Raw genomic sequence first — 26,857 nt, 5'->3', positions numbered from 1 at the left:
CTGATTTGACGCGGCTAGTTGCAAGCGTTGCAGCACACTGGCATCCGCAGAGGCGACCGGCCCTTGTTGATGATTGGCGATTGCACCGGCGGACGCTGCGCCGATATAGCGATCCAGTGCGTCACGCACGACCTCTGCCTGTCCTTGTCTGCGCTCATCAAGCATGCGCAGCGCCTCGGCCTGTCGATTGGCGTTGAACAACGCAGAAATCTGGTCGGCAGTCGCACGGATGTCTAAATCGTTGGATCTCGCCATTTCGATGCTCCTTGCAGAAGTGGTCACTCGCTGATGAAACGGTCCTCACCATCTGGATAATCCGCACATGCCGGTTCGCCTGTGCGCTGCTGGCGACAAGGCCACTGCGCTCTAGCGACTCGTTCTACCAGCTCGAAGCGTTCGCCTGTCCACCGAAGAAAACCAAAATGGGCGTAAGACCCGACGCGCTTTGGGTCATCGGTGGCCAGCGGCTGGTCAGGATCGAATTCCATCAACCATCGCATTGTCGGCGCCAAGGGCAGCTTGTCATCGAACAGAAAAAGCTCCGAGCCGCCGTGGTCGTTTTGCCGGGCAACATCTTCTGCAGTCAGGCTAGGCGCTGGTGGAAACACCGCTGCACTGACATCGCGTGCGGTGCCGTCCTTGGTGACGCGATACGCCTTTCGCCCCTTGCCTGACTGGCACGCAAGGCCTGCCTCGCCCGCGCCACATTTCACCGGCCAGACCAAGTACACCGTTTTGTCGGGATCAGCACTTTCAAACGAACGGATCGTCAGTTCACCCGCCACCACGGTAAAGTCCGCGCGCCGTCCCAGGCCGGGTGCGGCCACGTATACGGCATCGCGCAGGCCCGCTTCGCGCGCTTGCGGCGAGGCATCGACCGCATCTGCAGGCAGGGCAAGCAATGCAGCCGCCATATGCGCAGGTGCCGGGCCTTTGCAAAACCCGTCCCTTAGCAAAGGCGCGGGCGAGGAGCCCTGTGATTGCGTACGGTCCACACAGACGGCGCCCATCTGCCGTTCCAGTTTGAAGGACACCCAAGGTGAAGGCGTGGCAGCAGGCGCCTGAGGAAAAGACGATGCTTTTTGTGCACCACTTGGGGGTTTTGCGGCAGCCTGTTCCATCGAAAGCCGTGCACACCCAAGCGTCATGATGGGCACCAGCGCGGTCGCCACGATGCAATGCGTCAGCTTCTTCACGGGCATCCTTGAACGGAGAGGGCGAACGTCCCGGACTGTGGCCGTATGAGCAGGCTCGGTCAAGTGATTGATCGCAGACGAAAACGGTTCAGCGACACTCTCATTTCGGGACCGAAATAGACGCTGCATCCCGCAACGACGCCATCTGGTATGGACTCAGCGCGACTGTCCGGGGTGAGCAGCAATTCGGATAGTTTGAAACGTTTAACCAACACGCTGCGCGCGGCTCCATGTGCTCACCAGCATTGCACAAGGAGGTTGAAGTGGCCTGTGTTAAAGCCAGCCTAGAACATGGATGTCCCACAGGCGCTGCCCCGTCCCTTCCTGATTTACCGCACCAATCATCCGACAACGACTTCGCCTGAGCGACGGCCAATCACGATCGTCTCGTACCACCTGACCATTGACCGTACTGGGTAGCGGCAAGCGCACCTCGATTAGCGAGCAGGTGCGCGCACGCCATCGAAAGCCCTCTACCCGCTCGCACCTTGCCTACCCGCGCTCTGCCTATCCGCGCAGCGCCACCCGAAGCGCCTCCCCCGCCAACCGCGCGCTCGCCAGCAAACGCTCCAGGCTCTGCCCATGCCGGGCGCTGGCGGACAGCCCGGCCATGGTGGTGCTGACGAAATCCGCCAGCCGGTCGGCGTCGTGCGGGCGCTGCTTGGCGATGTGGGAGCGGATCAACTCCTGGGCTGCGACATGGAAGCCGCAGGCCGCCTCGCGCGCCTGCGCGTCGTTGCTGCGCGTGCCTTCCAGCACCAGGCAGCCGGTGGCGGCGGGGTCTGCGGCGTAGCAGCGCGCGGCCTGCTCCAGTACGTCGGCCAGGGCGTCGGCCAGCGGGCGGGCGGTGTCCAGGATCTGCGGCAACGGGATGGCCCCGGTCTGCGCGTAGCGGTCGAGGATGCGCGCATACAGGCCGGCCTTGCTGCCGAAGGCGGCGTAGAAACTGGGCGGGTTGATGCCCAGTGCCTGGGTGAGGTCGGCCACGCTCAGTGCGTCGTAGCCGCGCGCATGAAACAGCTGCTGCGCAGTGGCGACCGCTTGGTCCGGGTCGAATGCGCGCGGCCGGCCGCGGGCCCGGGGGGTTTCTGTAGTCATAGTTACAAAATCCTTGACGGCAGGCGAAAACTATTATGTATTACTCGCTACATTAATTGCGAGGTGATGCATGTCAGCGTTCAAAGACAAGTCGGTATTGGTGCTCGGTGGCAGCCGGGGGATTGGGGCCGCCATCGTGCGGCGCTTCGTGGCCGAGGGCGCACGGGTGACGTTTACCTATGCCGGCTCTGCCGAGGCGGCGCAGCGCCTGGCCGGTGACACCAGCAGCACCGCGGTGCTGGCCGACAGTGCCGACCGCGATGCGGTCATCGACACGGTGCGCCGCAGCGGGCCGCTGGATGTGCTGGTGGTCAACTCCGGCATCGCCTTGTTCGGCGATGCCCTGGACCAGGATCCGGACGCGGTGGACCGGCTGTTCCGCATCAACGTGCACGCGCCTTACCACGCCGCCGTGGAGGCCGCGCGGCAGATGCCGCCCGGCGGGCGGATCATCGTGATTGGCTCGGTCAACGGCGACCGCATGCCGCTGCCCGGCATGGCGTCCTACGCGCTGAGCAAATCCGCGCTGCAAGGGCTTGCGCGCGGGCTGGCGCGCGACTTCGGGCCGCGTGGCATCACCATCAACGTGGTACAACCGGGTCCGATCGATACCGACGCCAACCCGGAAAACGGGCCGATGAAAGACCTGATGCACAGCTTCATGGCGATCAAACGCCACGGCCGCGCCGACGAAGTGGCCGGCATGGTGGCCTGGCTGGCAGGCCCGGAAGCGAGCTTTGTCACCGGAGCGATGCATACGATCGATGGCGCGTTTGGGGCATGACGCGGCGAGCTGCCGTTGCACCGCCCGCGTTTTGATCCACGCGCCTTTCCTTCCGGCAGAGCGTGATCGCATTCCCATGTCATGCGGCGCATGGCACGGACAATCGCAGGCTTGGCCCTTGCTGTCGCGCTGATCCCAAGTTGCCTATAGTTGCGGCGAACCCTGCAATGGACTGACCAATGCACATGATGTCATCCGGCCGGTGCCTGGCTCTTGCACTCGCCGTCGCCGTGACCGGCAGTGCCTGTGCACGGACGCCATCACCCGAACAAAAAAGGACTTCCCCCATGTCAGGCACCGTTACCACAGGCCGCACCATCAACGGGCACACCTATTCGGACGCGCCGGTTGACGTAAAGCTGGGGCCGAACACCTTCCGCATCCCCGCCAACTATCTGGACAGCCAGATCGCACCATGGCCGGGCGAAGGCGTCACGCTGGTCATCGAATGGCCAGACATGACCCCCACCCCGCCCGGGGCACGGGCCAGCCCGCGTACGAATGATTTCCGAAAGGAGATCTCAGTTCGAATCAATTACATCGACCGGGCTCCTATCGAGACATCATTAGAGCGACATTCTTCCAATGATGCGATAACCGAGGCCAATTCAGTGGAACGTCGAGATCCGAGGCAGCGCCTCGATCTCCGCCTTGCCCAGCAAGACACGTTGGACCTAACGCCTTACGCAATCGACGAAGCGAAAATGCTGGCGTATTCGAAAGAGTACGAAGACCACTACGGGAAACCGCCGATTCGCAACCCTGCCTACGAAGATGACTGGTACGTCGCGCGCGACTCAAGCGGCGGCCTCATCACCTTCATCAAGTGCGACAGCACCAAATTTCGTGGAGACGGTGTGCGGCTGGAGGGAGCTGAAGTAGTACACGAGAAAGGCGCTGTTGCTGCAAGTTGTGTCCACTACTTCTCTGATATCGAGAACAAGCTTTCTATCACCCTGAACTATAAGCGCGCCTTCTTGAAGGACTGGAAACGCATGGAAGACGCGGTAAGGACCGTACTGGCCCGCACCAAAGTCAGGTGATCGGCGCGACGATAAGGAGCAGGACATGAGCGGATTGAAAGAGCAGGACCTCAAGATTCTTTCCAGCTATGCGGACGCGGGCAACCGCGAGCTGTACTGGAATTATCTTTCGCAGCTAGATGGTGCAGATGGCTACGGGACACTGGCACTGGGCGTGGTGCGTAACGATAGCTTGCCCGGTCAGGTTGCAAATAGTTACGCACAGAATTATGCCAGGACACAGCACGATAACGGCTCTCACTTTGCCAACGCGAACCTGAGCGAGAGGCAGTGGGAAGCGTTTGGGCAAACCCTCCTCAAAAAGGATCTTGAAGCCAGGCAATACTGGATGAGCGAACACCGTCCGGACCTAGCGCAGAATTTGCCTGGTGCTGATGTCATGCGGGCACACGATCAAGCCTTCCTGGACCATGAGCTCGACCCCAACTGCTGGACCCCACGCGTCCTCCTGCAAGCGGCCCTGGAAAAAAGCGGTCCCCAAAAGCTGGAACAGATCTGGACCAACATGCTCGACAACGAGTACGGCGGCGCTGCCCGTATCAGGAACACGGGCTACGAGACCTTTGCGCAGATGGGACTGGCGGCCGGCAGCCAGTACCTGGCCAAGCTCGGCACCACCGAGGCGATCCAGATGCTGGAAGGCCGCTCAGCCGTCGACCCCAACGTCATCGGCAGCAACAGCTTCTACGCGATGTACTTTGAAAAAGAGCAGAAATGGGTGAACGTCAGCGCAGGCGGTGGGCATCTTTCCATGCGCGAAGAAACAAATCCCGGCCGTATCGCCGAACTCGACGATGCCCGCGCCGTGCGTCTTGAACGGCAGCAGAAAGCCACGCAGTTCCATGAAGACGATTCGCACCGCTCCATTACCCGCAGCCCGCTCACGGTATCGGTCGACGGGCTGCCCGATCGGATGCAGCCGCCCACCAAACTCGCCGATATCGGCCCTGAGCACCGGGACTACGCATTGCTGCAGCAGGTGCGCGCAGGCGTGAACGCGATCGATGCGCAAGCCGGGCGCACACCAGACGAGAACAGCGAGCGCCTCATCGCCAGCGTGATGACCCTCGCCCGCCAGAACAACCTGGACCGGGCCGACCACGTGGTACTGAGCGAGCAGACGACCGACAGCCCGGCCGGCCGCAATGTGTTTGTGGTGCAGGGCGAGTTGAACAACCCGGCGCACCTGCGCGCCCACATGCCGACCGACGTGGCCGTGCAGACGCCGGTGGAGCAGTCGCTGCAGCGACTGGAAGTCGCCAGTACCGATCGCCAGCAGGCGTTGGCGCAGAGCCAGCAGCAGGAGATGGATACCCGCCAGCGTGAGAGTGCGTCGATGCGCATGGGATAACGGCGCTAGGCGGGTGGCGAGGCATTGCGGCGGCTTCTTGGGCTATGGCGTGCAGGCGATACGGGTTGGCAACGTCGGCGTGGCGCACGACGATCTCCAGCACCGGCTTGTGCGGCTCGGGTGGCAGTGCATCGAATAACAGGGACACCGGGCTACAGCAATCAGGGAACTGCGAACATCACGGCCCCGCAAAGCCCGCCTCACGTTGCGAGCGAACGGCCAGCACAAACACCGTGTCGATCTGCGCGACATGGCAGTACAGCGCCAGATTGCCGTGCGCGCCGTGACCGATCACCAGTTCGCGCTTGTCGCCGCCGGCCGGCCGATCAGCGGATTGGTTTCCAGCACGTCGATGGCCGCAATGATCTCGTGCAGGCGTGCTGCGACATGTGCGGCCTCATGGCGCTGGAGGTGGTCGAAGATCCGCTCAAGATCCTGTGCAACCTCCGGTGCCAGCGCGATATGCGCCATGCTACCGGGCTAGTTTGCGAGCCGTGGGACGCTTTGCCGGCTCGCCGGCCATGCGCTTTTCCAGATGGCCACGCATGTCGTCCCAGGCGATGGTCTTCCCGGACGCCACAATGCCGGCATCACGCTGCTCGGCAACCGCATCGAAATCGGCACGACGCTCGACCGATTCCGCCTTTTCGGCGATCGCTTTCAGGATGAAACCATGTGACGTCGTGCCGCCCCGCTTCGCTGCTGCAGCAACGCGCATCTTGAGTTCGTCTGGAAGGCGGATGGTTGTAAAGCCCGGCAAGACCGGGCTGTTTCCTGTGCTGCGATGACCGCAACGCTCAGCGCTTGCGTGCCTTCAACCATGCCTTGATCTGCGGCAGCGAGGCCGCCCGCAGCTTCACCCGCGTTTGGATCGTGTTGATGGCGTTGTCTGCGGCCTGCCGCGAGGTGGGTGCGACGTACTGCTCGGCATAGGCCTTGATCCGGTCGGCGGTGGCAAGCTCGGCCGAGTCCATGCCCAGGCCGGGGTAGTAGCGGGCACGCGAGGTGGAATCCACCAGGGTGTCCACCTGCGTGCGATGCGCCACCGCGAAGTCGAAAGCAAGTTCCGGGTGCCGGGAAGCGACCCGGTCGATCATGCTCGCACCGGTGGTGGCGCCCGGCTCGGCTGTCAACGCCAGTTCCAGCGCGCGCCTGGCCAGTGCCTCGTCGTTGGGCATGGAGAGGAAGTCGTAATAGGTGTCGCGCACCATCGACGAGGTTTCCTGCGTGGCCAAGACATGCAAGGCGTCCCAGGTGGCGGCGTCGGCATTGTGCGCAACCGCGCCCAGCACGCTGTCGCGCAGCTCCGGCGACAGCGAGGCGGGGTTGGCCTGGAAGGCGGCAAAGCGCCGGCGTGCCTCGGCGATCACGGCGGCATCGCCCATGTCGCTGAGGGTGGCGACCAGGCGGGTACGCAACTGCTGGATCTGCGCCGAATCGCCAGCGCGGTTGTCCCAGCCCAGCGTTGCGAATTCGGCCGTCAGCCGCGGCACGGCATAGGCACGCCACGCCGCGCGCGCAGCCGGGTCGCGCTCGAAGCTGCCATCCACATCGTCGTAGATGCTGGCCACCATGTCCCAGACATCGGGCGATGCGCCTGCCGCCACCTGGGCGGTGAGATCCAGCACGTCGGCCTGCGCCTGCACGCCGGCACCGGCCAGTGCGCTGGTGTCGTTCAACACGCCCACCTGGTCCACCACCGGTAGCGCGGCAAACCTGGTGGTCAGCGCCTTGAACTGCGCGGGCGCATACCAAGTGCGGAAGTAGCCCTTTTGCCCGGCATTGACCACCACCGGTGCGTCGCAGCCGGGCACCTGCACCTGGGCGGTGCCGTCTACCAGCACGCGCACTGGCGCGCCATTGCCGCTGCGCAGGACGACCGGCACATGCCAGCGCAACGGCTGCTTGTCGGGGCGGTCCAGCGTGAACTCGCCCTGCTCCAGCGTCACTGCGGTCTGGCCGCCGACGCAGCGGCTACTGGCCTTGATCAACGGCACGCCCGGCTGCAGGGTGAAGTCGTGCGCCACCTGGGTGAATTGCTTGCCCGGGGCCAGCGCGTCGATCTGCTGCCACAACTGGTCGGTCACCGCGTTGCCGTACTGGTGTTGCTTGATGTAGCTGCGCACACCGGTGCGCCAGTGGTCCGAGCCGACATAGTCTTCCAGCATGGCAATTACCGCCTCGCCCTTCTGGTAGGTGATGGCGTCGAAGGCCTGGCTGGCCTGCTCCACGGTGGCCACGTGCTGCACCACCGGATGGGTGGTCGCATACGCATCGCGCCGCATCGCCGCGCGGCTCTTCAGCGCCGGGCCGGTCTTGTCGATATCCCATTCCGGATGCAGTTTTGCCGTGGTGCGCGCTTCCATCCAGTTGGCGAAGCCTTCGTTGAGCCACAGGTCGTCCCACCACGCCATGGTCACCAGGTTGCCGAACCACTGGTGCGCGATCTCATGCGCGGCGACGGTGAACACGCCTTGCTTGGTGTCGATGTTGGCCACCGCCGGATCCAGCAACAACGAGTATTCGAAGGTGAAGATCGCGCCCCAGTTTTCCATGGCGCTGAAGAACTGGCTGCGCCCGGGCGCGGCGATGTTGTCCAGCTTGGGCAGCGGGTACGGGATGCCGAAGTAGGCGTTGTATTCGTGCAGCACATCGCGGCCGGATTCCAGCGCGAACTGCGCCTGGTCCACCTTGCCCTTCTGCGCGATCACGCCGATCTCGGTGCCGTTGTCGGCGGTGACGGTGGCACGCTCGAAATCGCCCACGCTGACGAACAGCAGGTATGTGGACATCTTGGGCGAGGTCTGGAATGCGATGCGGGTGCGCCCGTTTGCGCCCGGCTTGGACGAGGCCACCGGCATGTTGCTCACCGCCATCTGCCCGGCCGGCGCATTGATCGCCAGGTCGAAGGTGGCCTTGAAGTTGGGCTCGTCCCAGGAAGGAATGAAGCGGCGCGCATCGGAGTTTTCGAACTGGGTGAACAACGCGCGGCGCGCACCTTGCGCGGTGGTGTAATCCAGCGCGAACAAGCCGTTGGCCTGCGTGTTGATCACGCCGCTGTAGTCGATGGACAGCACGTACTCGCCCACTGCCAGCGGCTTGTCGAACGCGAACGTGGCGGTCTGCGCCTCGGCATCAGTGCTGACCTTGGCAGCTTGCGGCTTGCCGCCTTTTTGGGTGAGCGTGCCATGCGCCAAGCTCAGGTTGGCCGCCTGCAACACGATGCGGTCGGTGGCCTGCAGCACGCTGACGTCGATGGCGACCTTGCCGTCGAACGTCATCTTGTCGGCATGCGGCGTGATCTCCACCGCGTAATGCGTGGGCTTGGCCGTACGCGGTAACTGGGTGGTGATGGACGAGGCGGCGGCGCTCGTCGGCGCGGGCGTGGCGGCGAGCACGCAGGCAGCCGGACTTGTACCGACCAGGGCCAGTGCGATGGCGGTCACCAGGGGAAGACGCATGGGAAATTCTCGATGTGGGCGAAGTGGGCAGGCAAGCGGCGCCAGGCCGCGGATGATCCGCCGGAACAGTGCCCGCAGGCACCGCCGGAAGTCATGGCAAATCTCAGCAATCCTCAAATGCCAACGGCCCGGACAAGCCGGGCCGTTGGACGATGCCGCGTCTGGCGTCAGCCGATCAGGCGAACGGATCCTGCAGCACCATCGTGTGGTCACGATCCGGGCCGGTGGAGACGATCGAGATCGGGCAGCCGGCCAGTTCTTCCAGCGCGCGCAGGTAGGCACGCGCGGCCACCGGCAGCTTGTCCCACTCGGTGATGCCGTGGGTGTTTTCGGTCCAGCCCGGGAACTCCAGGTACACCGGGGTGCACTCTTCCCAGCCCTGCGCGTCCAGCGGGGCGTATTCGGTACGCTTGCCGCGGTATTCGTAGGCGATGCAGACCTTGAGCTTTTCCATGCCGTCGAGCACGTCGAGCTTGGTGATGCACAGGCCGGAGATGCCGTTGATGGCCACCGCACGCTTGAGCGCAACGATGTCCATCCAGCCGCAGCGGCGCGGGCGGCCGGTGGAGGCGCCGTACTCGGCACCGCGGTCGCGGATGCCCTGGCCCACTCCATCGTCCAGCTCGGTCGGGAACGGGCCGCCGCCAACGCGCGTGGCGTAGGCCTTGGCGATGCCCAGCACGTAGTCGATCGCATCGGCGCCAACGCCGGTGCCGGCCAGTGCGCCGCCGACGGTGGTGTTGGAGCTGGTGACGTACGGATAGGTGCCGTGGTCGATGTCCAGCAACGCGCCTTGCGCGCCTTCGAACAGCACGCGCTTCCCCTGCTTGCGCAGGTCGTGCAGGATGCCGGCCACGTCCGACTTCATCGGCTGCACGTAGTCGCCGAAGGCCAGCGCTTCGTCGAAGGTCTTCTGGAAGTCCACCGCTTCCACGCCCAGATACTTGGTCAGCACGAAGTTGTGGTAATCCAGCGCGGTGCGCAGCAGCTCTTCCAGCTGCGGCGGGTAATGCAGGTCGGCGATGCGGATACCGCGGCGGGCAACCTTGTCTTCGTACGCCGGGCCGATACCGCGGCCGGTGGTGCCGATGGCCTTGCCGCCAGCGGCCTTCTCGCGCGCCTGATCCAGGGCGATGTGGTACGGCATGATCAACGGCGCGGCCGGGGAGATCTTCAGGCGCGAGCGCACTTCCACGCCGGCACCTTCCAGCTCGCTGATTTCCTTGATCAGCGCGGCCGGGGAGATCACCACGCCATTGCCGATCAGGCACAGCGCGTCGTCGCGCAGGATGCCGGACGGAATCAGATGCAAGACGGTCTTCTTGCCGTTGATGACGAGCGTGTGGCCGGCATTGTGGCCACCCTGGAAGCGGACCACCGCACCGATCTCTTCGGTAAGCAGATCGACGATCTTGCCTTTGCCTTCATCGCCCCACTGGGCACCGAGCACGACAACTGACTGACCCATGACGGGTGAACTCCTGAGTTTTGCTGCGGCCATCGGGGCCGCGGGATGGGACCGGTTCACGGCTGGCGGCGCCACCTGGCGCGCGGCTCCATCGGGGAGCGTTGCAGCGGCGCGTGAAGCCCTGACACGGAAAAAGCCGAACGAGGTGCCCTGTGTGAGCGTGCCCGGCCGGCTTTTGTGCATTATCCGGGTTTCCGGTGACGTGCACTACCCCTGGCGGACGGCGGACCGGGCGCGGGTCAGATTGCGGCTGGCCGTCGGTTGCGCGGTGCTCCGAGCGCTGCCGGCCCCTAGCCCGGGAGATCCCGTCGCGACAATCCCAATGGCTCGTAGGAGCGCACCAGGGCGCGACCGGCACTACCGGTAACGCCGTCGCGCCCTGGTGCGCTCCTACGCTGCCCGCTGCGGTCGGAATGGACCACCCACTCAGTGACGCACCACCCACAGCGCGATCGCGCCCAGCACCAGGGTCACACCACCAATCGCACGCAGTTGCGCGGTGGGCAGACTGAACAGTTGCTCGACCATACGCTTCCAGGCGGTAGGCGCGACAAACAGCAGCAGGCCTTCGATGAGGGCGATCAGGCATAACGCGGACAGAAATTCATGCATCAGCAACACCAGGACGTGGGGAACTGCAGTGTGCCGCGTCAGCGCCCTCCACGCGCCCAGCGTAGGAGCGCACCCGGGCGCGACAGGCATTCCCGATAAAGCCGGTCGCGCCCGGGTGCGCTCCTACGCGGCAACGTAGCGAGCCTTGGCAAACCTGCAGACCGCCCAAAGCACCATCGCCCGATCCACGACAGGCGCCCCCCCGACAAACCCACCCCGTAGGAGCGCACCCGGGCGCGACAGGCATTCCCGGTAAAGCCGGTCGCGCCCAGGTGCGCTCCTACGCGGCGGCGCGCGGCAAACGGTGGGCATGCAGGCCTTGCTCGCGGCTCGACGCTCAGAGCCAGATTGCGTCCCAGAACGGATAATCACCGACGTGGGTGACCAGCCCGGCCCGGAGCGGATTGGCGATGAGGTAACGCGCGGCTGCGTGCAGGTCGTCGTCTTTGCGCAACGCGTGGTCATGGTAGCTGCGGCTCCAGACCGGTGCGTGATGCTGCCGCTGATCGTTCACCGAACGCGCTACGCACGCTTTCATACGGGACACGGCGTCGGCCAACGCGGTGACGCTCCCCAGCTGCAACAGCCAATGTGCGTGATCCGGCATCAACACCCAGGCCAGCAGCCTGGCATCGCAAGGCGTTGCTGCGGTGAATGCCCGGCAGGCGGTTGCTGCAAGCAGAAAATCTGCGAACACGGCGCGACGCTGCCATGTCGTGGTGGTCAGCAGGTAAACGCTGTTGGGCGAAGACTGCCTGCCGCGGCGCAGCGCGCGATGCCCTGGGGAGTCGATGTTGGCCATACCGCGATGCTGACGGCCTTGGACCACGCGGGATATCGGCGGTTGCCGCGTTCTGCGCTAGGGGGAATCCATATGGCGACTGACTATCAACGGCAATCAGCGGGGTCCGCCGGTAAGGCCCGTCGCGCCCGGGTGCGCTCCTACCGGGCCGAGTCTGGCCAACACGACGGGAGAGGCGCTCCAGGCAGCCGCGGATTCCGGACATACCCATGGGCATTAAAGTGCACGAAGCGCCGTGCGCCCGATCCATCGGCTGACGCACGCCCTGCGTAGGAGCGCACCTGGGCGCGATTGCCTTACCGGGCATGCCCGTCGCGCCCGGGTGCGCTCCTACCGGGTCGAGTCTGGACAACACGACGGGAGAGACGCTCCAGGCAGCTGCGGATTCCCGACATACCCATCAGCATCACAGTGCACGAAGCGCCATGCGCCCGATCCATTGGCCGACGCGCGCCCTGCGTAGGAGCGCACTTGGGCGCGATCGCCTTACCTGGCATGCCCGTCGCGCCCGGGTGCGCTCCTACGGTGGGGGCGCGGCAGCGAGAGGCACATACGACAACGCCCGCATTCCGCGGGCGTTGTCGATTCAGCGCAGAGCGATCAACGATCGCTCTTGAGGTACTGCAGGAACGGGTCGTTCTTGTCCAGCACCACCACGCCGTTGCCGTCGGTCATGGAGCCGCGATAGGCCTCCAGGCTGCGATAGAACGCGTAGAACGACGGATCCTTGGCACCGGCCTGGCCGTAGATGCGGGCGGCGTCGGCATCGCCTTCGCCGCGCAGCTTCTGCGCATCGCGCTCGGCGTCGGCCACGATCACGGTGGACTCGCGGTCGGCCTGGGCGCGGATGGTCAGGGCCTGTTCCTCGCCTTCGGCGCGCAGCTTGCTGGCTTCCTGCTTGCGCTGGGCGCGCATGCGCTCGTAGACGTCGGTGATCACCTGGCTGTCGGTCGGCAGGTCGATCTGCTTGATGCGCAGGTCGGTGATCTGCATGCCCAGGCCCTTGATCGCGCCGTTGATGCCCTTGAGCTGGTTGGCGATCAACTCGCTGCGGTCGCCGGAGACCAGCTGCTGCAGGGTGCGCGAGTTGATCTGGTTACGCAGCGAATCGGTGATGATCGGGGCCAGGCGCGAATTGGCGACCGACTCCTCACCACCGGTGGCGCGATAGAACGCCCGCACATCGGAGATGTAGCCGATGGCGAAGAAGTCCACGCTGACGTCTTTCTGCTCGGCGGTGAAGTAGCGCGCCGGGGCGGTGTCCAGCACCTGGAAGCGGCGGTCGAACACGCGCACCGACTCCACCACCGGGATCTTGAAGTGCAGGCCGGGCTTGAGGTCGGCACGCACCACGCGGCCCAGGTTGAGCACCATGGCGGTCTGGTCCTCGCGCACCACGAACACCGAGCCCATCAGGGTCAGCAACACGGCGACGATCAGGCCGATGACTAGCGAATTCTTCATTATTCGGTTCCCTCACGGCCGGTCGGGCGCGGGCCGCGCTCCGGATTGCGGATGCCCTCGCTGCCGCCACTGGTTTGCGGCGGATTCAACAGCACATCCTGCGGCACCATCGACGGCATGCTGCCGTTGCCCGCAGTGCCGCTGTTGCTGGCGGACTTGCTGGCGTCGGCCGGCAGCGGCACATAGATGACCTGGCGGCCATCGCTGCCGATCACCTTGCGGTTCTCCGACAGCACCTTCTGCACAGTTTCCAGCCACAGGCGCTTGCGCGTGACCTCGGGGGCATTGGCGTACTGCTCCTGCAACAGCGTGAAGCGATCGGCGTCGCCCTCGGCCTTGGAGATCACCGCCTGCTTGTAGCCTTCGGCGCCGGTCCGGGTGCGCGCACCCTGGCCGCGTGCCTCGGGCACCACCTTGGCGGCGTAGGCCTGGGCTTCGTTGATCAGGCGCTCGCGCACCTGCTGGGCGCCGTTGACCTCGTCGAAGGCCGGCTTCACTTCTTCCGGCGGACGCGCGTCCGGCAGGGTCACACCGGTAACGGACAGACCCGTGTTGTAGGCATCCAGTGCCGCCTGCAGGCGGTCCTTGGAGGCGATGGCCAGCGGGCCGCGATTGTTGAGCACGGTATTGAGGTCGGAACGACCCACCTGCTCACGCACGGCGCTTTGCGCGGCCTGCTCCAACACCAGGTCGGCATTGCGCGAACCGAACAGGTATTTGCGCGGGTCGCTGATCTGGTACTGCACGTTGAGCGAGACGTTGACGATGTTCTCGTCGCGGGTCAGCACCGGCACCTGGTTGCTGAAGGTCTTGATCTCGGTGGCGTTGACCTTGCGCACCGACTCGACCGGCCAGGGCAGCTTGAAGTTGGGGCCGGGCTGCAGGATGCGCGAGAACTGGCCGAAGCGCAGCACCACGCCACGCTGCTGCTCGCCGATGAGCTGGAAGCTGGAGAACAGCACCATCAGCACCACCGCGACCAGAATCCAGCGCCCCACGCCGCCATCGAACAGCTCCTTCAACGGGGCGGGCAGATTGCCCCAGCCACCACCGTTGCCACCACCGCGCGGGCCCCAGGACCTGCGACGGTTGGGGTCCGGGCCGTCTCCGCCCTTGTTGCCGGGTGTGTTCCAGGCCATGCACGCTCCATGATCGAGGGGCTGTGCGGGCCAGTCCCGCAGTGCCGCCGTGTTGTGTGATTCGATGATTCTACTAGATGGGGCAGACCGACCGTTTTGAAAGGCCCCGATTGACGCATCCCGGTTTAGCCGCTGGGGTGGATCGGGCGGCGACGCATCGGGCGACGGCAGGGCCCGGTCCGGTCCAGGCGCGTGTCGACGCGGTCCCGGGGGCCGAAAAGGCGCGCATGTGATGACCTTGGCGTTGGGAGCAGGCAAGGCCGGAGGCGAGCGGCCTTCGATACGCGTTGCTGCCGGTGACCGCGTGATGCGGGCAGGCCCGCGGCGCCAACCGGTCTACCGATTCCACGCTGCGCGAAGCTGGATCAAGCAGGCCTTCGTCGATCGCACCGGCCGCGGTCAACGCGTCGGCTTATCGCACTGCGGAGCGAACCCGCGCCCCGGTCGCACCTCGCCGGCGCGCTTAGACGGTCGGCGGTTCGTCTTTCTGGTTGAACACGCGCTCCATCACTTCCAGCAACTCGTCTTCGGAAAACGGCTTGGTGATGTAGGCGCGTGCGCCCTGGCGCATGCCCCACATGCGATCGGTGTCCTGGTCCTTGGTGGTCACCAGGATCACCGGGATGTGCTGGGTGGTCGGCTCGCGCTTGAGCGTGCGCGTGGCCTGGAAGCCGTTGAGGTTGGGCATCACCACATCCATCAGCACCAGGTCCGGCAGCGAGGACTTGGCCGCTTCCACGCCGGCGGCACCATCGGTTGCGGTGATGGTTTCGTGCCCCAGCTTCTCGACGATGCGCTGAATCCCCAGCAGCTGCGACGGCGAGTCGTCGACGATCAGAATGCGTGCCATGTGTTTCCCCTAGTGTGCGCGGCGAGTGTAGTGCGCCGGCCGCGCTTTCGGTAGCTGGGCCAGGCGGTGCGCCCGGCGATGCTGTTGCGACGTGCGATCCGGTGGCGCGTTGCGGTTGCCCTGGTCAACGCGTACTACGTTGCACAGAGGGCAACTGGATTCAACAACGTTGCAGAAGGTCGTTCACCGCCACAACGCGTGCATGCTGCCCTGCCCTCAATCCCTCACCACAGGAAAGGCGATTGCTCCTTCCACCGGGAGAAGATGGCGCAAAGCGCCAGATGAGGGGACGGCGGAGATCCAACGCCGCAGATCGACGTTCACCGGCGCACTACTCGCCTGCCGAACCCCCACCCCAATCCCTCCACAAAGAGGGCGATTGCTCCCTTCTCCCACCGGGAGAAGGTGGCGCAAAGCGCCGGATGAAGGGACGGCGGCGATTCAACCGCGCAGATCGACGTTCACTGGCACACCACCTGCCTGCCGAACCCTCACCCATTTCCCGCTAGACCCACGCGGCCTACACCGATTCGCCGAACGCCTTGGCCAGATTGCGGTAGGCCTTCTTCTGCGCATCGTCGGTGGGGGCCGGGGCCAGGATTTCCAGCTCCACGATCTGGTCGCCCGGCGTGGTGCCCGGCAGGCCGCGGCCGCGCAGGCGCAGCTTGCGCCCGGCGTCCGAGTCGGCCGGCACCTTCAACTCCACCGACCCGCCCAGGGTCGGCACGCTGATGGCGGTGCCCAGTGCCGCCTGCCAGGGCATGACCTGCAAGGTGTACAGGATGTTGCGCCCGTCCACCTCGAACTGCGGGTGCGCGGCGTACTCAATCTCCAGCAGCAGGTTGCCGCCGCCGTTGCCCTGCCCGCTCAGGCGGATCACCTGGCCAGGCTGCACGCCCTTGGGCACGCGCACATCCAGCTGCTTGCCGTTGATGGTGATGCGCACGCTGTCGCCCGCATACACCGCTTCCAACGGCACTGCCAGCTTGGCGCGGGTGTCGCCGCGCGCCTGCGGACCCGCGCCTGCACCAGGGCCGGCGCCCGGACCACGCGGACGGCCGCCGCGCTGGCCGGCGAACAGGCTTTCGAAGAAATCGCTGAAGCCGCCACCGGCGCCGCCGTTGCCGAACACTTCCTCGTAGTCGTAACCCTGCCCACCACCGTAGCTGGGCGGGGCCTGGAAATCGTCGCCCGGGCGGAAGCCCTGCGCCTTGAGCTGGTCGTAGGCCTTGCGCTTGGCCGGGTCGCGCAGCGCCTCGTAGGCTTCGTTGATCGCCTTGAACTTGTCTTCGGCGCCGGCCTCCTTGCTGACGTCGGGGTGGTACTTGCGCGCCAGCCGGCGGTAGGCGGTCTTGATCTCCGCATCGCCCGCGCTGGGCTCCACGCCCAGCGTTGCGTAGTAATCCTTGAATTCCATCTAATCACCTCTGAAAAAAACGGCCCGCAGCCGAGGCCACGAGCCAGTCATATCGCAGCCGGGCGGGCAACCGCACCTATTCTACGGTGCGGTTGCCGCCGGGAAGCGAAGCATGCCGCTCCGCTCCAGGTTTTGCTGCCTTACTGCACCGTATTGCCGGCCGGGTCTTGGCCGTTGCCGACCTGGATACGGCGCGGGGTGGCCGCCGGGCGCTTGGGGATGCGGATTTCCAGCACACCGTTGTGCCCGGTCGCGGTGATGCCGTCGGGGTCGGCACTGTCAGGCAGCGCGAAGCGGCGGTGGAAGCTGCCGTAGCGGCGCTCGATGCGCGAGAAGCGCTCGGTCTCGGTGCTGGACTCGCCCTTGCGCTCGCCCTTGATCGACAGGATGCCCTTGTCCATCTGCACCTCGATCTGGCCGGGGTCGATGCCCGGCAGGTCGGCATACAGCACGAAGTGGTTGGCCTCTTCCTTGATGTCCACGCGCGGCACCCACTGCGCGGTCACCACCGCCGATTCGTCGGTGTCGCCGTTCTGCTCGAAGAAACGGTCGAACACGTGCTTGATCTCGTTCTGCAGCGCATGGGTGGGCCACTGGGGATAACGAACGATGTTCATTGCGAGCCTCCAAAAGGTTGGGTGAGGGGCCGGCTGCCGCGGCGTGCGCCGTTGCGCCGGCCATGTGCGTCAGATAGGCGTGCCGCTGCGGATTTCAAGCGCGTTGACGCGCTTTTCCCTCGCCCCTTTCTAGACTTCGTTCAGCCGCAGGAGCCCCGCCCCATGACCATCCACGTTGGTGACCGCATTCCCGAAGTCGTGCTCAAGCGCCTGCGCGAGGGCATCGAGGCGGTGGACACCCACAGCCTGTTCGCCGGCCGCAAGGTGCTGCTGTTCGCGGTACCGGGCGCCTTTACCCCGACCTGCTCGGCCAAGCACCTGCCGGGCTATGTGGAGCACTTCGACGCATTCCGCAAACGCGGCATCGAGGTGCTGTGCACCGCGGTCAACGACCCGTTCGTGATGCAGGCCTGGGGCCGCAGCCAGCTGATCCCCGACGGCCTGCACCTGCTGCCCGACGGCAACGCCGAACTGGCCCGCGCACTAGGCCTGGAGATCGACGCCAGCGGCTCGGGCATGGGCCTGCGCTCGCGCCGCTACGCACTGTATGCCGACGACGCCGTGGTCAAGGCCTTGTTCGTCGAGGAACCCGGCGAATTCAAGGTGTCCGCCGCCGATTACGTACTGCAGCACCTGCCCGATTGATGCATTGATTCCCCCCAACCACTCAGAAGGAAACCGGCCAGCCATGTCTAACCAGCCAGCCAAGCAACTCCCCGACGGCATCACCGATACCGCCACCTTGCGCAGCCGCGCACGCCAGAGCATCGAAGACGGTGCCATCACCGAGAGCTACCACGCCGACCGCGAGGCGGTGATCGAGCTGCTCAACACCGCACTGGCCACCGAATACGTGTGCACCCTGCGGTATTACCGCCACTATTTCATGGCCAAGGGCATGCTTGCCGACGCGGTCAAGGGCGAGTTCCTGGAGCATGCGCAGCAGGAACAGGCGCACGCACACAGGCTCGCCGAGCGCATCGTGCAGCTGGGCGGCGAACCGGACCTCAACCCGGACACGCTGACCAAGCGCTCGCATGCCGAATACAAGGAAGGCAGCGACCTGCGCGACATGGTCAAGGAAAACCTGATCGCCGAGCGCATCGCCATTGATAGCTACCGCGAGATGATCGATTTCATCGGCGACAAGGACACCACCACCAAGCGCATCCTGGAAGACATCCTGGCCCAGGAAGAAGAGCACGCCGACGAGTTCGCCGACCTGCTGGAAGGCTGGATCGGCGAGTGAGCTGAGTCTTGCAACGGAGCGATGTGTTGTGATCGATGATCGGCATCGACATTCACACTGAAGTTGAAAGTTGAAATCGACTCGATGATTTAAGCAGACAGGGCGCCTTGAGCGCCCTGTCTGTTTTCTATGCGGCAGGATGCTGTGTGGTTGCCTGCGGCGGTAGGAGCGCACCCGGGCGCGATGAAGCATTCCCGGTAACGCTTCATCGCGCCCAGGTGCGCTCCTACGGGTGTTTGCACTGGCCGGGCGCAGCACGTGCGCGGTCAGCGCAATACGCGAAAGCGCAGCTGCGTCCAGGCACCGTCGCTGGCCATTGCGGTGAGCGTATGCGTGCCGACCTCGGCAAATTCGCGCTGAAATCCCTGGCGTCCGTTGGTCTGTGCGATCCAGCGGCCATCCAGCAACCAGTCGATGCGCGCGTCGCTGCCCAGGGCACGCAATTGCAGGCGCACCGGACGCGAGGTGGCGTTGGCACGCGCCAGCGTGGCGCGATCGCTCAGCCCGTCGATACGCAGCACACCGCCACCGGTCATGCGCCCATCCGGCAGACAGTCCGCCGCAAGTGGCGGCAGTTGCGCAGCATTGCGCTCGGCTGTACTGAGCCAGGGCGAGACCAATGCCGGCCAGCGCGCCACTGCATGCGGCACGCGTTCATGCGCCTGGCTGCACTCCTGCGACAGCCGCTGGCCGCTGCGCGCATCCACGTCGAAATGCAGCTGCCCGCTTTGCCATAGCCGTGCGTCGCGCTCGGCAAAGGTGGGCGGCACTGCGCCATCGAGCACGTAGGCGTCGGCGCGGCGTGCGCATTGCGCCGGTGGCGTGCGCTCGGCCGCGCCGCCGAGCGGCCAGCAGATGTCCAGCGCCTGCACGGTGGCCGGCATCGGCACCGGCGCGCTGTCGCCAGCGCTGCGCGGCAAGGCGTCTATGACTTCGAACATCAGCGGCAGCGCGGTGACGGCGCCGTACTGGCCCGGCAGCGGCGTGCCGTCCGGACGCCCCACCCATACCCCGACCGTGTAACGGCGCGTGCCGCCGATCGCCCAGGCATCGCGGTAGCCGTAGCTGGTGCCGGTCTTCCATGCCACGCCCGGGCGCGTGGCGGTGTCGAAGGTACCGCTGCCATACCCGGGGCGCGGATTGCTTTGCAGGATCTCGCGCACGATCCAGGCCGCACCCGGCGACATCAGCCGGCGTTCGATGCGCGGATCGTCCGGCGTATAGCGCACGCGCCCGGCGATACCGCCACGATTGAGCGCCGCAAATGCACCGACCAGTTCCTGCAATTGCGCGCCTGTGCCACCCAGGATCAACGCCAGATTGGGCACGCTGCCGTGCGCAAAGCGCAGCTCGATCCCAGCATTGGACAGCCGCGCAGCAAACCGCGCCGGGCCGATCCGGTCGAGCAGGTCCACCGCCGGCACGTTCAGCGACAACCGCAACGCCGTCGCCGCGCTCACCGGCCCATTGAAGGCCGCATCGAAATTGCCGGGCCGGTAGCTGCCAAAACTCTGCGGCGCATCCACCAACAGGCTTTCGGAGTGGATCAACCCATCGTCCAACGCCATGCCGTACAGGAACGGCTTGAGCGTGGAACCGGGCGAGCGCCAGGCCTGCACCATGTCCACATGCCCCAGCCGCTTGCGATCGCCGAAGCTGGCCGAGCCCACGTATGCGCGTGCTTCCATGGTGGTGTTGTCCACCACCAGCAATGCCGCGGAGGTACGCTCGGGCAGCTGCGAAAAGTATGTCGTGACGCGTTCTTCCAGGGTGCGCTGCAGCTCCACATCCAGCGTGGTCACGATGCGTGCCGCGCGCGGTTGCGCGCTGTGCAACCGCTGCGCGAGCAGCGCCGCATGCAACGGCGGTTTGAGCGAGCGCGTCACCACCGGCTCGATCCGCGCATCGTCCACCTGCGCGCGCGACCACACGCCCAGCTCCACCATGCGATCGAGCACCTTGTCGCGCGAGCGTTGCGCTGCTTCGGGATGGCGATCCGGGCGCAGGCGGCTGGGCGATTGCGGCAACACCGCCAGCAACGCAGCTTCGGCCTGCGACAAGGCCCTGGCCGGCTTGCCCAGATACGCCCAGCTGGCCGCTTCCACGCCTTCGATGGTGCCGCCATAGGGCGCGCGCTCCAGATACAGCGTGAGAATCTCGCGCTTGCTCAGGTGCGCTTCCAGCTGCAGCGCGCGCAGCAGCTGCTTGGCCTTGCCCCACGGCGTGCGCGTATGCGGGTCGAGGATGCGCGCCACCTGCATGGTCAGCGTCGAGCCGCCGGAGACGATGCGCCCCTGCCCGATCCACTGCCCGCCGGCACGCAACAGGCCCCACGGGTTGACTCCGGGATGGCGCCAGAACCAGCGGTCCTCGTAATTGAGCAGCGCCTGCAGATACAGCGGCGACACACTCTGCGGGCTGGCCGGATAACGCCACACCCCGTTGTGGTCGGCGAACGCGCGCAGCGGCGTGCCATCGCGTGCCACCACCAGCGTGGAGGTGTCCCGTGATTTGGGCAGTGGCAGTGGGAAGGCCAGGTCCAGCAGCAACACCGCAGACAACAGTGCCACGGCGCTCCAGCGTAGCCCCGTCAACCAGCGCCGGCCACGCCGAGCAACACCATCCTTGCCAGCGACGCGTTCCTGCGTCTGGTCGATCCTTGCCTGCGCGTGCTGCTGCTCATCCATCCTGCCAAGGATGCAGGGCAAAACGCATTTCGGCCACCATCGCGCGCGGCAAGCTGCGGCGTTGAGCGATCAACGTGACTGCACGCTCCTGCTTGCGCGACGACAGGTGCGCTAGCCCACCACGTCCGCGTGCGGCGAGCGACGCGGCCTTACGAACAGCCGCAGCAACCCCATCGCCAGGAATACCGCAGACAGGCGCAACGCAATGCCGAGCCAGCCGCTGGCCGCCGAATCGGAGATCGCAAAGACCGTCCAGGCCGCGTTGAGCGAGACATGCAACACCCAGCCGCTCCAGATCGTGTAGCCATCCTGCGCGTCCACGATGGCAAACAGCAGCGCACCGATACCGGTAATGGCGAAGATCAATAACGCCTCGCCACCTCCACCGCCGGCCCCGAGCCAATGCACACCGCCAAACACAACCGCCTGCACCAGCGCCGCGACTGCCGGACGCCAGGCCAGCGCACGGCAGGCAAAGACGAAACCGAAACCGCGAAACACGATTTCTTCCGCTAGCGGAAACAGCAGCGCCAACCAGAGCAGGCCAAGCAGATCGTCGGTGCCGACCGAGCTGGACTGCGTCCACAGCCCCAGCCAACACGGCAGTGTGGCCAGCAACGTCAGCGCCGGGCCGCGTAAGCCGTTCCAACGCAACCCCAGACGCGCCGCGAGCTCGCCTGGCATGCCAGGACGCAGCAACGCCGCTGCGACGAGCACGAGCACTACGCTGAGCAGATTGTCGAGAATCCCACCGCCGTAAGGCACCGGAATTTTCGGGATTGGAAAACCAAGGGCCTTAGCCACATCACGCACCTGCAGCGCGACCAGCAGCACCAACAACCAGACGACATGCGGCGTGAGTCGGCGCAGGGATGTATCGAGCGGCATGCAGACGCCCTTGCGTGCAAACGAACGCTGACTATAACGGCAACACCACCGCCGCAGTTCTACGGATCACATTGCGCGGCGACATCCGCTCCCGTCGCAGGCCAGCTGCATGCGATGATGCAACGCGACGCTCACCGCTGCTCCAGCGACGCGCGATAGCGCAGCAAGGCTTCCGGCGCATCGGTCTGGATGATCGACACGCCTTCGCGGTACAGGCGGCCCCACACCTTGTCAGGATCGCGCGCGGCATCGGCGTCGCCGCCGTACCCGGCGATGAAGCCTTCCCACAGCGAGTTGACCATCAGCCGCACCTTGTGTGCCTTGCTCACTGCAACCAACGCCGGCAATTGCGCTGCCGACATCTTGGGCAGCTCGAACGCGACCGGATGCGCGTTGCGTGTCTGCGCAGTGGCGATCGCGGCCAGGTCGGCAGTGCCATGGGCGTTGATCAGGATCGGGAAGAAATACACCTTGTCGAACGGCAGCATCGCCGCCAGCGGCGGCGTGGCGATGCCGGCTTCGGCCTTGACGATCACCTGGTGCTGCATGCCGGCACGGGCAACCGCATCGACCACCTGCACGTAGATCGCATCCTTGACGTCCAGGTTGAGCAGGATGTGGCCCTTGGACCTGGCCAGCATCTGCTCGAGCGTGACCACGCGTTGATCGGTCAGCGGCGCCTGCGCGCCACCTTCGTCGCTGCGCAGCCGCAATTTTTGCAGGTCGGCCAAGGTCAGCTCGGACAGCTTGCCGGTGCCGTCGGTGGTGCGGTCCACGGTGGCGTCGTGCAGCATCACCAGTGTGCCGTCGGCGGCGCGCCGCACATCGGTCTCCATCACGTCGGCACCGATGGCGATGCAGCGCTCCAGCGCGGCCAGCGAGTTCTCCGGTGCGCTGTCCTTGAACCCATGTTCCGGTGCCGGTGCATGGCAACCGCGATGGGCCACCACCACGATGCCGCCGTCAGGATTGGTCAGCCGGGCCTGGATTGCGGCCACGCCGGTGGGCGCCGCGCTCGCATGGGTGGCCAGTGCCGCGCACAGCATGGCCGCGACGGTGGCGGCAGTACGTAAGGTCATCGAACAACTCCGATTGAAGGGATTAACAGAACTATTGCGTGTCGGTCAGGTAGGCGCGGCGGTTACTCAGCATGGCGCCCTGCCAGGTGAACATCCTGATTTCCACGCACCGCGCGCACTTGCCCGAGCTCTGCTCGCCATGCCAGCTTCGCCGCGCCTAGAACGTCGGCGTAAAGCGCAGACCGAACCAATACGTCGTGGGTACCGAATAACTGTCCTTGAGCAGGTTCTGCCCGGGGCCGGTCACGCTGGTGATGCGGCTGTGGGTGAGGTTGCTGACCTGGCCGATCAGGCTGAGCTGCTTGCTGATCGCATAGGTCGCGGTGAAATCCAGCTGCGAACGCGGCGACCAATACAGGTCCTGCCAGTCGATATTGCTGACGATGGCACGCAAGGCCTTGCCCTGACGATTGTAGGCCGCGCGCAGCTCCAGCCCGCCGGTGTTGTAGAACAGCGTGGCATTGGCGGTGTAGTCGGGCTGCCCGACCAGGTTGTCGAGCTTGCGCTCGCGCTGGCTCATATTGCTGCCGCTGCCAACGCTGTAGGGCACGTCCAGGCTGCCATCGAGCACCGCAAAATTTGCACTGAAACCGACCCCACTCAGCCACGGTGCGATCGGCGCCAGGGTGTTGACGATGCCGTTGAACTCCACCCCGCGGATACGCGCCTTGGCGGCATTGGCCGGCGTGCTGATCAGCGCGTTGGCGTAGGTGGTGCCGTCGAACGTGAAGCTGTCGGTGCGCGACAGCGTAAAGATCTCGTCCTGGATGCGTTTGTCGAACACGGCCGTGGACGCGAACGCATCGAAGTCGCCAGGCAGGCGCCATTCCAGCGACAGATCCAGGTTATTGGACACGCGCGGCTTGATGTCCGGGTTGCCGATGGTGACGGTGACGCCTTGCGCATTCGGGTTGCCGGCATCGGCCGTGTTGACGAAGCCGATCGAGGTGCGCGCCGCGTACGCATCGTATGGCGGGCGGCCGAGCGTACGGCTTGCGCCGGCGCGCAGGTCCAATGCATCTGTCAGGTGGTAGGTCATGATGGCCGAGGGCAGCAGATAGTGGTAATCGGCACTGGTCGGGTTATCGACATACACATAGCGGTTGGTCGCGGCATCCAGCTGCCGCTGGCGGCCGACCGTATCGAGCCTGGTGCTGTCGAAATGCAGACCGCCCTGCACATTGAAACGCTCGCTGCGATAGCTGACCAGGCCATAGCTGCCGAAGGTCTTTTCGGTATGGGTGAAGTTGTCCTGATTGCTGAAGGCCTGCTGGTCGGTGCTGTTGAACGCGCTCAACGGCGTTGCAGCCAATGCACGATTGGCCTTGTCTGGATCGATGGTGATCAGGTTCAGGCCGGCGTAGCGCATCGGCGCCCGGCCGGTACCCGCCACATCGGCCAGGCCAAACGCCGGCGCACTGGTATTGGGCTGATATTCGACGCGATAGATGTCGTAGGACGGTTTGTCGGTGGTGTACGACACGCCCGCGGCAAAGCCGATGCCCTGATCGCTCTCGCCTTGGTTGAAACCGTAATCCAGCCGGCCGGTGAGGATGCGATCGGCCGCGGTGCGTTTGTAGTCCGGACGCCAGTACGACAGGCTGTAGTTGCCCAGATCGTTGTAGGCCTGCGGCGACACCCCGAAGCGCTGATCGAAGCCGGAGGTGTCGTAGTTGAATGCGTAATTGGGCGTGGCATTGATGGTCACACCGCTGCCGGCCTGGCCCACCGGTACCGGTGCGGCGCGGGTGATGCCGGTGGCGTACTTGATCATGCGGATCGGCTCGTCGTAGGTCGCATCCGACCACGCGCCGCGCGCAGAGAACTGTTGCCGATCGGTGGGCCGCCAGATCGTGCCCAGCTGCGCGACCTTGGTGCGCGTGGTGACGATCTGGTTCGAGTAACCCACCTCGATATCGCCGCCGGGATAGCTGCCGGAGGTGGCGGTCTGATTGAACACCTGGCCACGGTTGCGCGGGTCGATGATGACCTCGTTGCGCTCCATGTTGTCCTTGAAATAGTAGTAGCCGGCCGTTGCATAGGCTTCCAGTGCGGCACTGGGATGCACTTCGAACTTGCCGGTGACGCCATAGCGGTCGCGCTGGTTCTGCACGTACCAGTACTTGTCCTGCTGCGGCACCGCCCAGCCATTGCCGAGATTGGCGCCGGTCTGCAGCACGCCGTTGTTGTCGTAGAACCCGTAATGCACCGTGTCGGTGGTCATATGGGTTTCGGTATAGCTGCTCAGCGTCTGGTAGTTGGCCGACAGGGTGACCCCGTACTGCTGCTCGCTGCCGAAGGTGCGGCTGCCGGTGGCGTTCAGGCGATAGCCGGGGTCGTCCTGGTCGCGCGGCTTGCCGACATCGTTGGCGTGGCCCAGCGCCGCTTCGGCACTGAAGAAGGGCTTGCCGCCGTTTTCGAACGCGCTGCGTGTCTTGAGGTTGATGGCCCCGCCCGTTGCGTTGGGGTCTAGGTCGGGCGTGAAGGTCTTGACCACCTGCAACTCGCTGACCATCGATGCCGGCAGCAGGTCCAGACGCACGCCGCGGGTGATCGAGCCGAGCGTGCCGTTCGGCGTGCCGGGCGAGGCAATGGTCAGCCCATCGATGGTGACGTTGTTGTAGGACGGGCCCAGGCCGCGCAGTACCGGTGTAGCGGCCTCGTCGCGCGGATGCTCGTTGTCGGTGGCCGGCAATACCGACAGACCGGGCACGCGGCGCAGCGCTTCGACGATGGTGCTGTCGGGCAAGGCGCGCACATCGGTGGCGCTGATCACATCGGTGATATTAGTTGCCGCGCGCTTGCTTTCCACCGCAGCGGCATTGGCACGGCGCACGCCGGTGACCTGCATGGCATCAAGAGTCTGCACGCCGGTTTTGGTGGGGGTGGCCGGTGCGTCGCTAGTGGATGCCTCGCCTTGTGCCGATGCAGGGGATGCAGGGGATGCAGGGTCTATGGAATCAGCGGATGCATCTGCTGGCAATGGAGAACGTTGCCTTGCAGTCGCAACTTCAGCCTCGGGCGTGGATGCCTCGTCATTATTAGCTGTAGGTGCATCTGTAGTTGTAGCTGCGCTCGCTGATGCGCCCGCGGTCGCGGTCATGGCCGCAACAGACGTTTGAGCGAAGTCATCGGCTGCAATAGCCGCCCACTCGTGTGCGCAAGCCTGCGGAGCTGGCGAACACGCCGCAATGGCAACGGCGAGAACGGACAAGTGCAAACGGTAAGAATCGGAGCGCTGCATGGAATCCCGAGATCGCGCAGCGGGAATGCCGCGCCTGTGAGAAAGCACGCCACCGTAGCCAGCAAAAATGACCCCTGCATGTCGCTGGCATCGCATCGAAAAGACAGTGCGCAGCGATGTCGCCGTAAGCGAAGAAGCGCTGGCGTAGGAGCGCGCCTGCGCGCGATGAGGCTTTCCAGGTGATGCCCAATCGCACGCAAGCACGCTCCTACGGCAGCTAGATTGCATCCCAGAATGGATAATCGCCGACCCGCTCGACCAGCTCGGCGCGCAGTGGGTTGGCGATCAGGTAGCGAGCCACGGTGCGCAATCGTCTTCCAAACGATCCTTGCGTGTCGCTTACATCGCATCGAAAAGACAGTGCGCAGCGATGCCGCCGTAAGCGAAGAAGCGCTGACGTAGGAGCGC

The 26,857-nt window shown here is 65.2% G+C and carries 22 protein-coding genes and 2 pseudogenes; 6 read left to right on the top strand and 18 right to left on the bottom strand.

The window, feature by feature from the left end; genetic code table 11:
- Positions 1-18 precede the first annotated feature (18 nt).
- Entirely contained in the window at positions 19-237 is a 219-nt protein-coding gene (locus AC1KVE_RS08510; RefSeq protein WP_481092741.1) for a hypothetical protein, read from the top strand.
- Positions 238-278: 41 nt separating this feature from the next.
- Here AC1KVE_RS08510 and AC1KVE_RS08505 read toward each other — a convergent pair whose 3' ends face one another.
- Together AC1KVE_RS08505 and AC1KVE_RS08500 are read right to left on the bottom strand one after the other, a co-directional pair.
- Positions 279-914 (bottom strand): hypothetical protein, encoded by a 636-nt coding sequence (locus AC1KVE_RS08505; RefSeq protein ID WP_181142398.1) that lies wholly within the window; start codon positions 912-914, stop codon positions 279-281.
- Positions 915-1,703: 789 nt separating this feature from the next.
- Positions 1,704-2,294, bottom strand: coding sequence for a TetR/AcrR family transcriptional regulator (locus tag AC1KVE_RS08500; RefSeq protein WP_184631647.1), 591 nt, complete (start codon positions 2,292-2,294; stop codon positions 1,704-1,706).
- A gap of 70 nt (positions 2,295-2,364) precedes the next feature.
- Between AC1KVE_RS08500 and bdcA the strand changes: the two genes are divergently transcribed.
- The 3 genes from bdcA (at position 2,365) to AC1KVE_RS08485 (ending at position 5,472) form a co-directional block, all read left to right on the top strand.
- On the top strand, positions 2,365-3,078 hold the full coding sequence (gene bdcA / locus AC1KVE_RS08495; RefSeq protein WP_154831583.1) for an SDR family oxidoreductase: 714 nt from the start codon (positions 2,365-2,367) through the stop codon (positions 3,076-3,078).
- A 179-nt stretch (positions 3,079-3,257) separates the two neighbouring features.
- A complete protein-coding gene (locus tag AC1KVE_RS08490) occupies positions 3,258-4,121 on the top strand; it encodes a Smlt3025 familytype IV secretion system inhibitor (protein ID WP_481092740.1) in 864 nt (287 codons plus the stop codon).
- Positions 4,122-4,146: 25 nt separating this feature from the next.
- On the top strand, positions 4,147-5,472 hold the full coding sequence (locus AC1KVE_RS08485; RefSeq protein ID WP_481092739.1) for a Smlt3024 family type IV secretion system effector: 1,326 nt from the start codon (positions 4,147-4,149) through the stop codon (positions 5,470-5,472).
- 291 nt (positions 5,473-5,763) lie between these two features.
- Here the strand turns inward: AC1KVE_RS08485 and AC1KVE_RS08480 are convergent, their stop codons facing one another.
- From AC1KVE_RS08480 to AC1KVE_RS08430, 11 genes are all read right to left on the bottom strand, one after another.
- Positions 5,764-5,943, bottom strand: coding sequence for a type II toxin-antitoxin system RelE/ParE family toxin (locus AC1KVE_RS08480; protein WP_481092738.1), 180 nt, complete (start codon positions 5,941-5,943; stop codon positions 5,764-5,766).
- A 1-nt stretch (position 5,944) separates the two neighbouring features.
- Entirely contained in the window at positions 5,945-6,232 is a 288-nt protein-coding gene (locus AC1KVE_RS08475) for a CopG family transcriptional regulator (protein ID WP_481092737.1), read from the bottom strand.
- A 37-nt stretch (positions 6,233-6,269) separates the two neighbouring features.
- Complete coding sequence (locus AC1KVE_RS08470) at positions 6,270-8,933, bottom strand: M1 family metallopeptidase (RefSeq protein ID WP_481092736.1); 2,664 nt, start codon at positions 8,931-8,933, stop codon at positions 6,270-6,272.
- 175 nt (positions 8,934-9,108) lie between these two features.
- The gene (locus tag AC1KVE_RS08465) at positions 9,109-10,401 is read right to left on the bottom strand and encodes an adenylosuccinate synthase (protein WP_481092735.1); all 1,293 of its coding nucleotides are present in this window, start codon (positions 10,399-10,401) and stop codon (positions 9,109-9,111) included.
- Positions 10,402-10,827: 426 nt separating this feature from the next.
- A complete protein-coding gene (locus AC1KVE_RS08460) occupies positions 10,828-11,013 on the bottom strand; it encodes a DUF2065 domain-containing protein (RefSeq protein ID WP_046345852.1) in 186 nt (61 codons plus the stop codon).
- A 337-nt stretch (positions 11,014-11,350) separates the two neighbouring features.
- The gene (locus tag AC1KVE_RS08455) at positions 11,351-11,815 is read right to left on the bottom strand and encodes an REP-associated tyrosine transposase (protein WP_065046697.1); all 465 of its coding nucleotides are present in this window, start codon (positions 11,813-11,815) and stop codon (positions 11,351-11,353) included.
- 600 nt (positions 11,816-12,415) lie between these two features.
- Positions 12,416-13,279, bottom strand: coding sequence for a protease modulator HflC (gene hflC / locus AC1KVE_RS08450; protein WP_039523939.1), 864 nt, complete (start codon positions 13,277-13,279; stop codon positions 12,416-12,418).
- Complete coding sequence (gene hflK, locus AC1KVE_RS08445; protein WP_024938600.1) at positions 13,279-14,418, bottom strand: FtsH protease activity modulator HflK; 1,140 nt, start codon at positions 14,416-14,418, stop codon at positions 13,279-13,281. Before hflK ends, hflC begins: the two co-directional genes overlap by 1 nt.
- 463 nt (positions 14,419-14,881) lie before the next feature.
- Positions 14,882-15,268, bottom strand: a complete 387-nt coding sequence (gene pilH, locus AC1KVE_RS08440) for a twitching motility response regulator PilH (protein ID WP_024938599.1) — start codon at positions 15,266-15,268, stop codon at positions 14,882-14,884.
- A 520-nt stretch (positions 15,269-15,788) separates the two neighbouring features.
- Complete coding sequence (locus AC1KVE_RS08435; RefSeq protein WP_481092734.1) at positions 15,789-16,685, bottom strand: DnaJ C-terminal domain-containing protein; 897 nt, start codon at positions 16,683-16,685, stop codon at positions 15,789-15,791.
- A gap of 140 nt (positions 16,686-16,825) precedes the next feature.
- Positions 16,826-17,302 carry an Hsp20/alpha crystallin family protein gene (locus tag AC1KVE_RS08430; RefSeq protein WP_016903925.1) on the bottom strand — a complete coding sequence of 159 codons (477 nt, stop codon included), beginning with the start codon at positions 17,300-17,302 and terminating at the stop codon, positions 16,826-16,828.
- 162 nt (positions 17,303-17,464) lie between these two features.
- On the opposite strand from AC1KVE_RS08430, the gene AC1KVE_RS08425 reads away from it, so the two are divergent.
- Positions 17,465-17,947 (top strand): peroxiredoxin, encoded by a 483-nt coding sequence (locus AC1KVE_RS08425; protein WP_016903926.1) that lies wholly within the window; start codon positions 17,465-17,467, stop codon positions 17,945-17,947.
- Between the two features lie 43 nt (positions 17,948-17,990).
- On the top strand, positions 17,991-18,551 hold the full coding sequence (locus AC1KVE_RS08420; protein WP_024938597.1) for a ferritin-like domain-containing protein: 561 nt from the start codon (positions 17,991-17,993) through the stop codon (positions 18,549-18,551).
- A gap of 266 nt (positions 18,552-18,817) precedes the next feature.
- On the opposite strand, the gene pbpC is transcribed toward AC1KVE_RS08420, so the two are convergent.
- From pbpC to AC1KVE_RS08395, 5 genes and pseudogenes are all read right to left on the bottom strand, one after another.
- Entirely contained in the window at positions 18,818-21,238 is a 2,421-nt protein-coding gene (pbpC, locus tag AC1KVE_RS08415; protein ID WP_481092733.1) for a penicillin-binding protein 1C, read from the bottom strand.
- Between the two features lie 111 nt (positions 21,239-21,349).
- On the bottom strand, positions 21,350-22,126 hold the full coding sequence (locus AC1KVE_RS08410) for a CPBP family glutamic-type intramembrane protease (protein WP_184455221.1): 777 nt from the start codon (positions 22,124-22,126) through the stop codon (positions 21,350-21,352).
- Between the two features lie 131 nt (positions 22,127-22,257).
- Positions 22,258-23,205, bottom strand: coding sequence for a glycerophosphodiester phosphodiesterase family protein (locus tag AC1KVE_RS08405; protein WP_184455219.1), 948 nt, complete (start codon positions 23,203-23,205; stop codon positions 22,258-22,260).
- Positions 23,206-23,362: 157 nt separating this feature from the next.
- A pseudogene (locus AC1KVE_RS08400) lies at positions 23,363-26,116 on the bottom strand (TonB-dependent receptor); the annotation flags it as partial.
- 550 nt (positions 26,117-26,666) lie between these two features.
- Positions 26,667-26,857: pseudogene (locus AC1KVE_RS08395) on the bottom strand (hypothetical protein); the annotation flags it as partial.

The organism is Xanthomonas sp. NCPPB 2864 (assembly GCF_056675615.1).
Note: the sequence above shows the minus strand (reverse complement) of the source record. Positions and strands in the feature narration are given on the sequence as shown.

Coding starts and splice junctions, on each gene's coding strand:
- AC1KVE_RS08420 (WP_024938597.1), top strand. CDS start 17,991: ATGTCTAACCAGCCAGCCAAGCAACTCCCCGACGGCATCACCGATACC.
- AC1KVE_RS08470 (WP_481092736.1), bottom strand. CDS start 8,933: ATGCGTCTTCCCCTGGTGACCGCCATCGCACTGGCCCTGGTCGGTACA.
- AC1KVE_RS08455 (WP_065046697.1), bottom strand. CDS start 11,815: ATGGCCAACATCGACTCCCCAGGGCATCGCGCGCTGCGCCGCGGCAGG.
- AC1KVE_RS08425 (WP_016903926.1), top strand. CDS start 17,465: ATGACCATCCACGTTGGTGACCGCATTCCCGAAGTCGTGCTCAAGCGC.
- AC1KVE_RS08505 (WP_181142398.1), bottom strand. CDS start 914: ATGGCGGCTGCATTGCTTGCCCTGCCTGCAGATGCGGTCGATGCCTCG.
- AC1KVE_RS08480 (WP_481092738.1), bottom strand. CDS start 5,943: ATGGCGCATATCGCGCTGGCACCGGAGGTTGCACAGGATCTTGAGCGG.
- AC1KVE_RS08405 (WP_184455219.1), bottom strand. CDS start 23,205: ATGACCTTACGTACTGCCGCCACCGTCGCGGCCATGCTGTGCGCGGCA.
- AC1KVE_RS08465 (WP_481092735.1), bottom strand. CDS start 10,401: ATGGGTCAGTCAGTTGTCGTGCTCGGTGCCCAGTGGGGCGATGAAGGC.
- AC1KVE_RS08485 (WP_481092739.1), top strand. CDS start 4,147: ATGAGCGGATTGAAAGAGCAGGACCTCAAGATTCTTTCCAGCTATGCG.
- hflK (WP_024938600.1), bottom strand. CDS start 14,418: ATGGCCTGGAACACACCCGGCAACAAGGGCGGAGACGGCCCGGACCCC.
- AC1KVE_RS08410 (WP_184455221.1), bottom strand. CDS start 22,126: ATGCCGCTCGATACATCCCTGCGCCGACTCACGCCGCATGTCGTCTGG.
- pilH (WP_024938599.1), bottom strand. CDS start 15,268: ATGGCACGCATTCTGATCGTCGACGACTCGCCGTCGCAGCTGCTGGGG.
- AC1KVE_RS08500 (WP_184631647.1), bottom strand. CDS start 2,294: ATGACTACAGAAACCCCCCGGGCCCGCGGCCGGCCGCGCGCATTCGAC.
- pbpC (WP_481092733.1), bottom strand. CDS start 21,238: ATGGATGAGCAGCAGCACGCGCAGGCAAGGATCGACCAGACGCAGGAA.
- AC1KVE_RS08435 (WP_481092734.1), bottom strand. CDS start 16,685: ATGGAATTCAAGGATTACTACGCAACGCTGGGCGTGGAGCCCAGCGCG.
- hflC (WP_039523939.1), bottom strand. CDS start 13,279: ATGAAGAATTCGCTAGTCATCGGCCTGATCGTCGCCGTGTTGCTGACC.
- AC1KVE_RS08490 (WP_481092740.1), top strand. CDS start 3,258: ATGCACATGATGTCATCCGGCCGGTGCCTGGCTCTTGCACTCGCCGTC.
- bdcA (WP_154831583.1), top strand. CDS start 2,365: ATGTCAGCGTTCAAAGACAAGTCGGTATTGGTGCTCGGTGGCAGCCGG.
- AC1KVE_RS08460 (WP_046345852.1), bottom strand. CDS start 11,013: ATGCATGAATTTCTGTCCGCGTTATGCCTGATCGCCCTCATCGAAGGC.
- AC1KVE_RS08430 (WP_016903925.1), bottom strand. CDS start 17,302: ATGAACATCGTTCGTTATCCCCAGTGGCCCACCCATGCGCTGCAGAAC.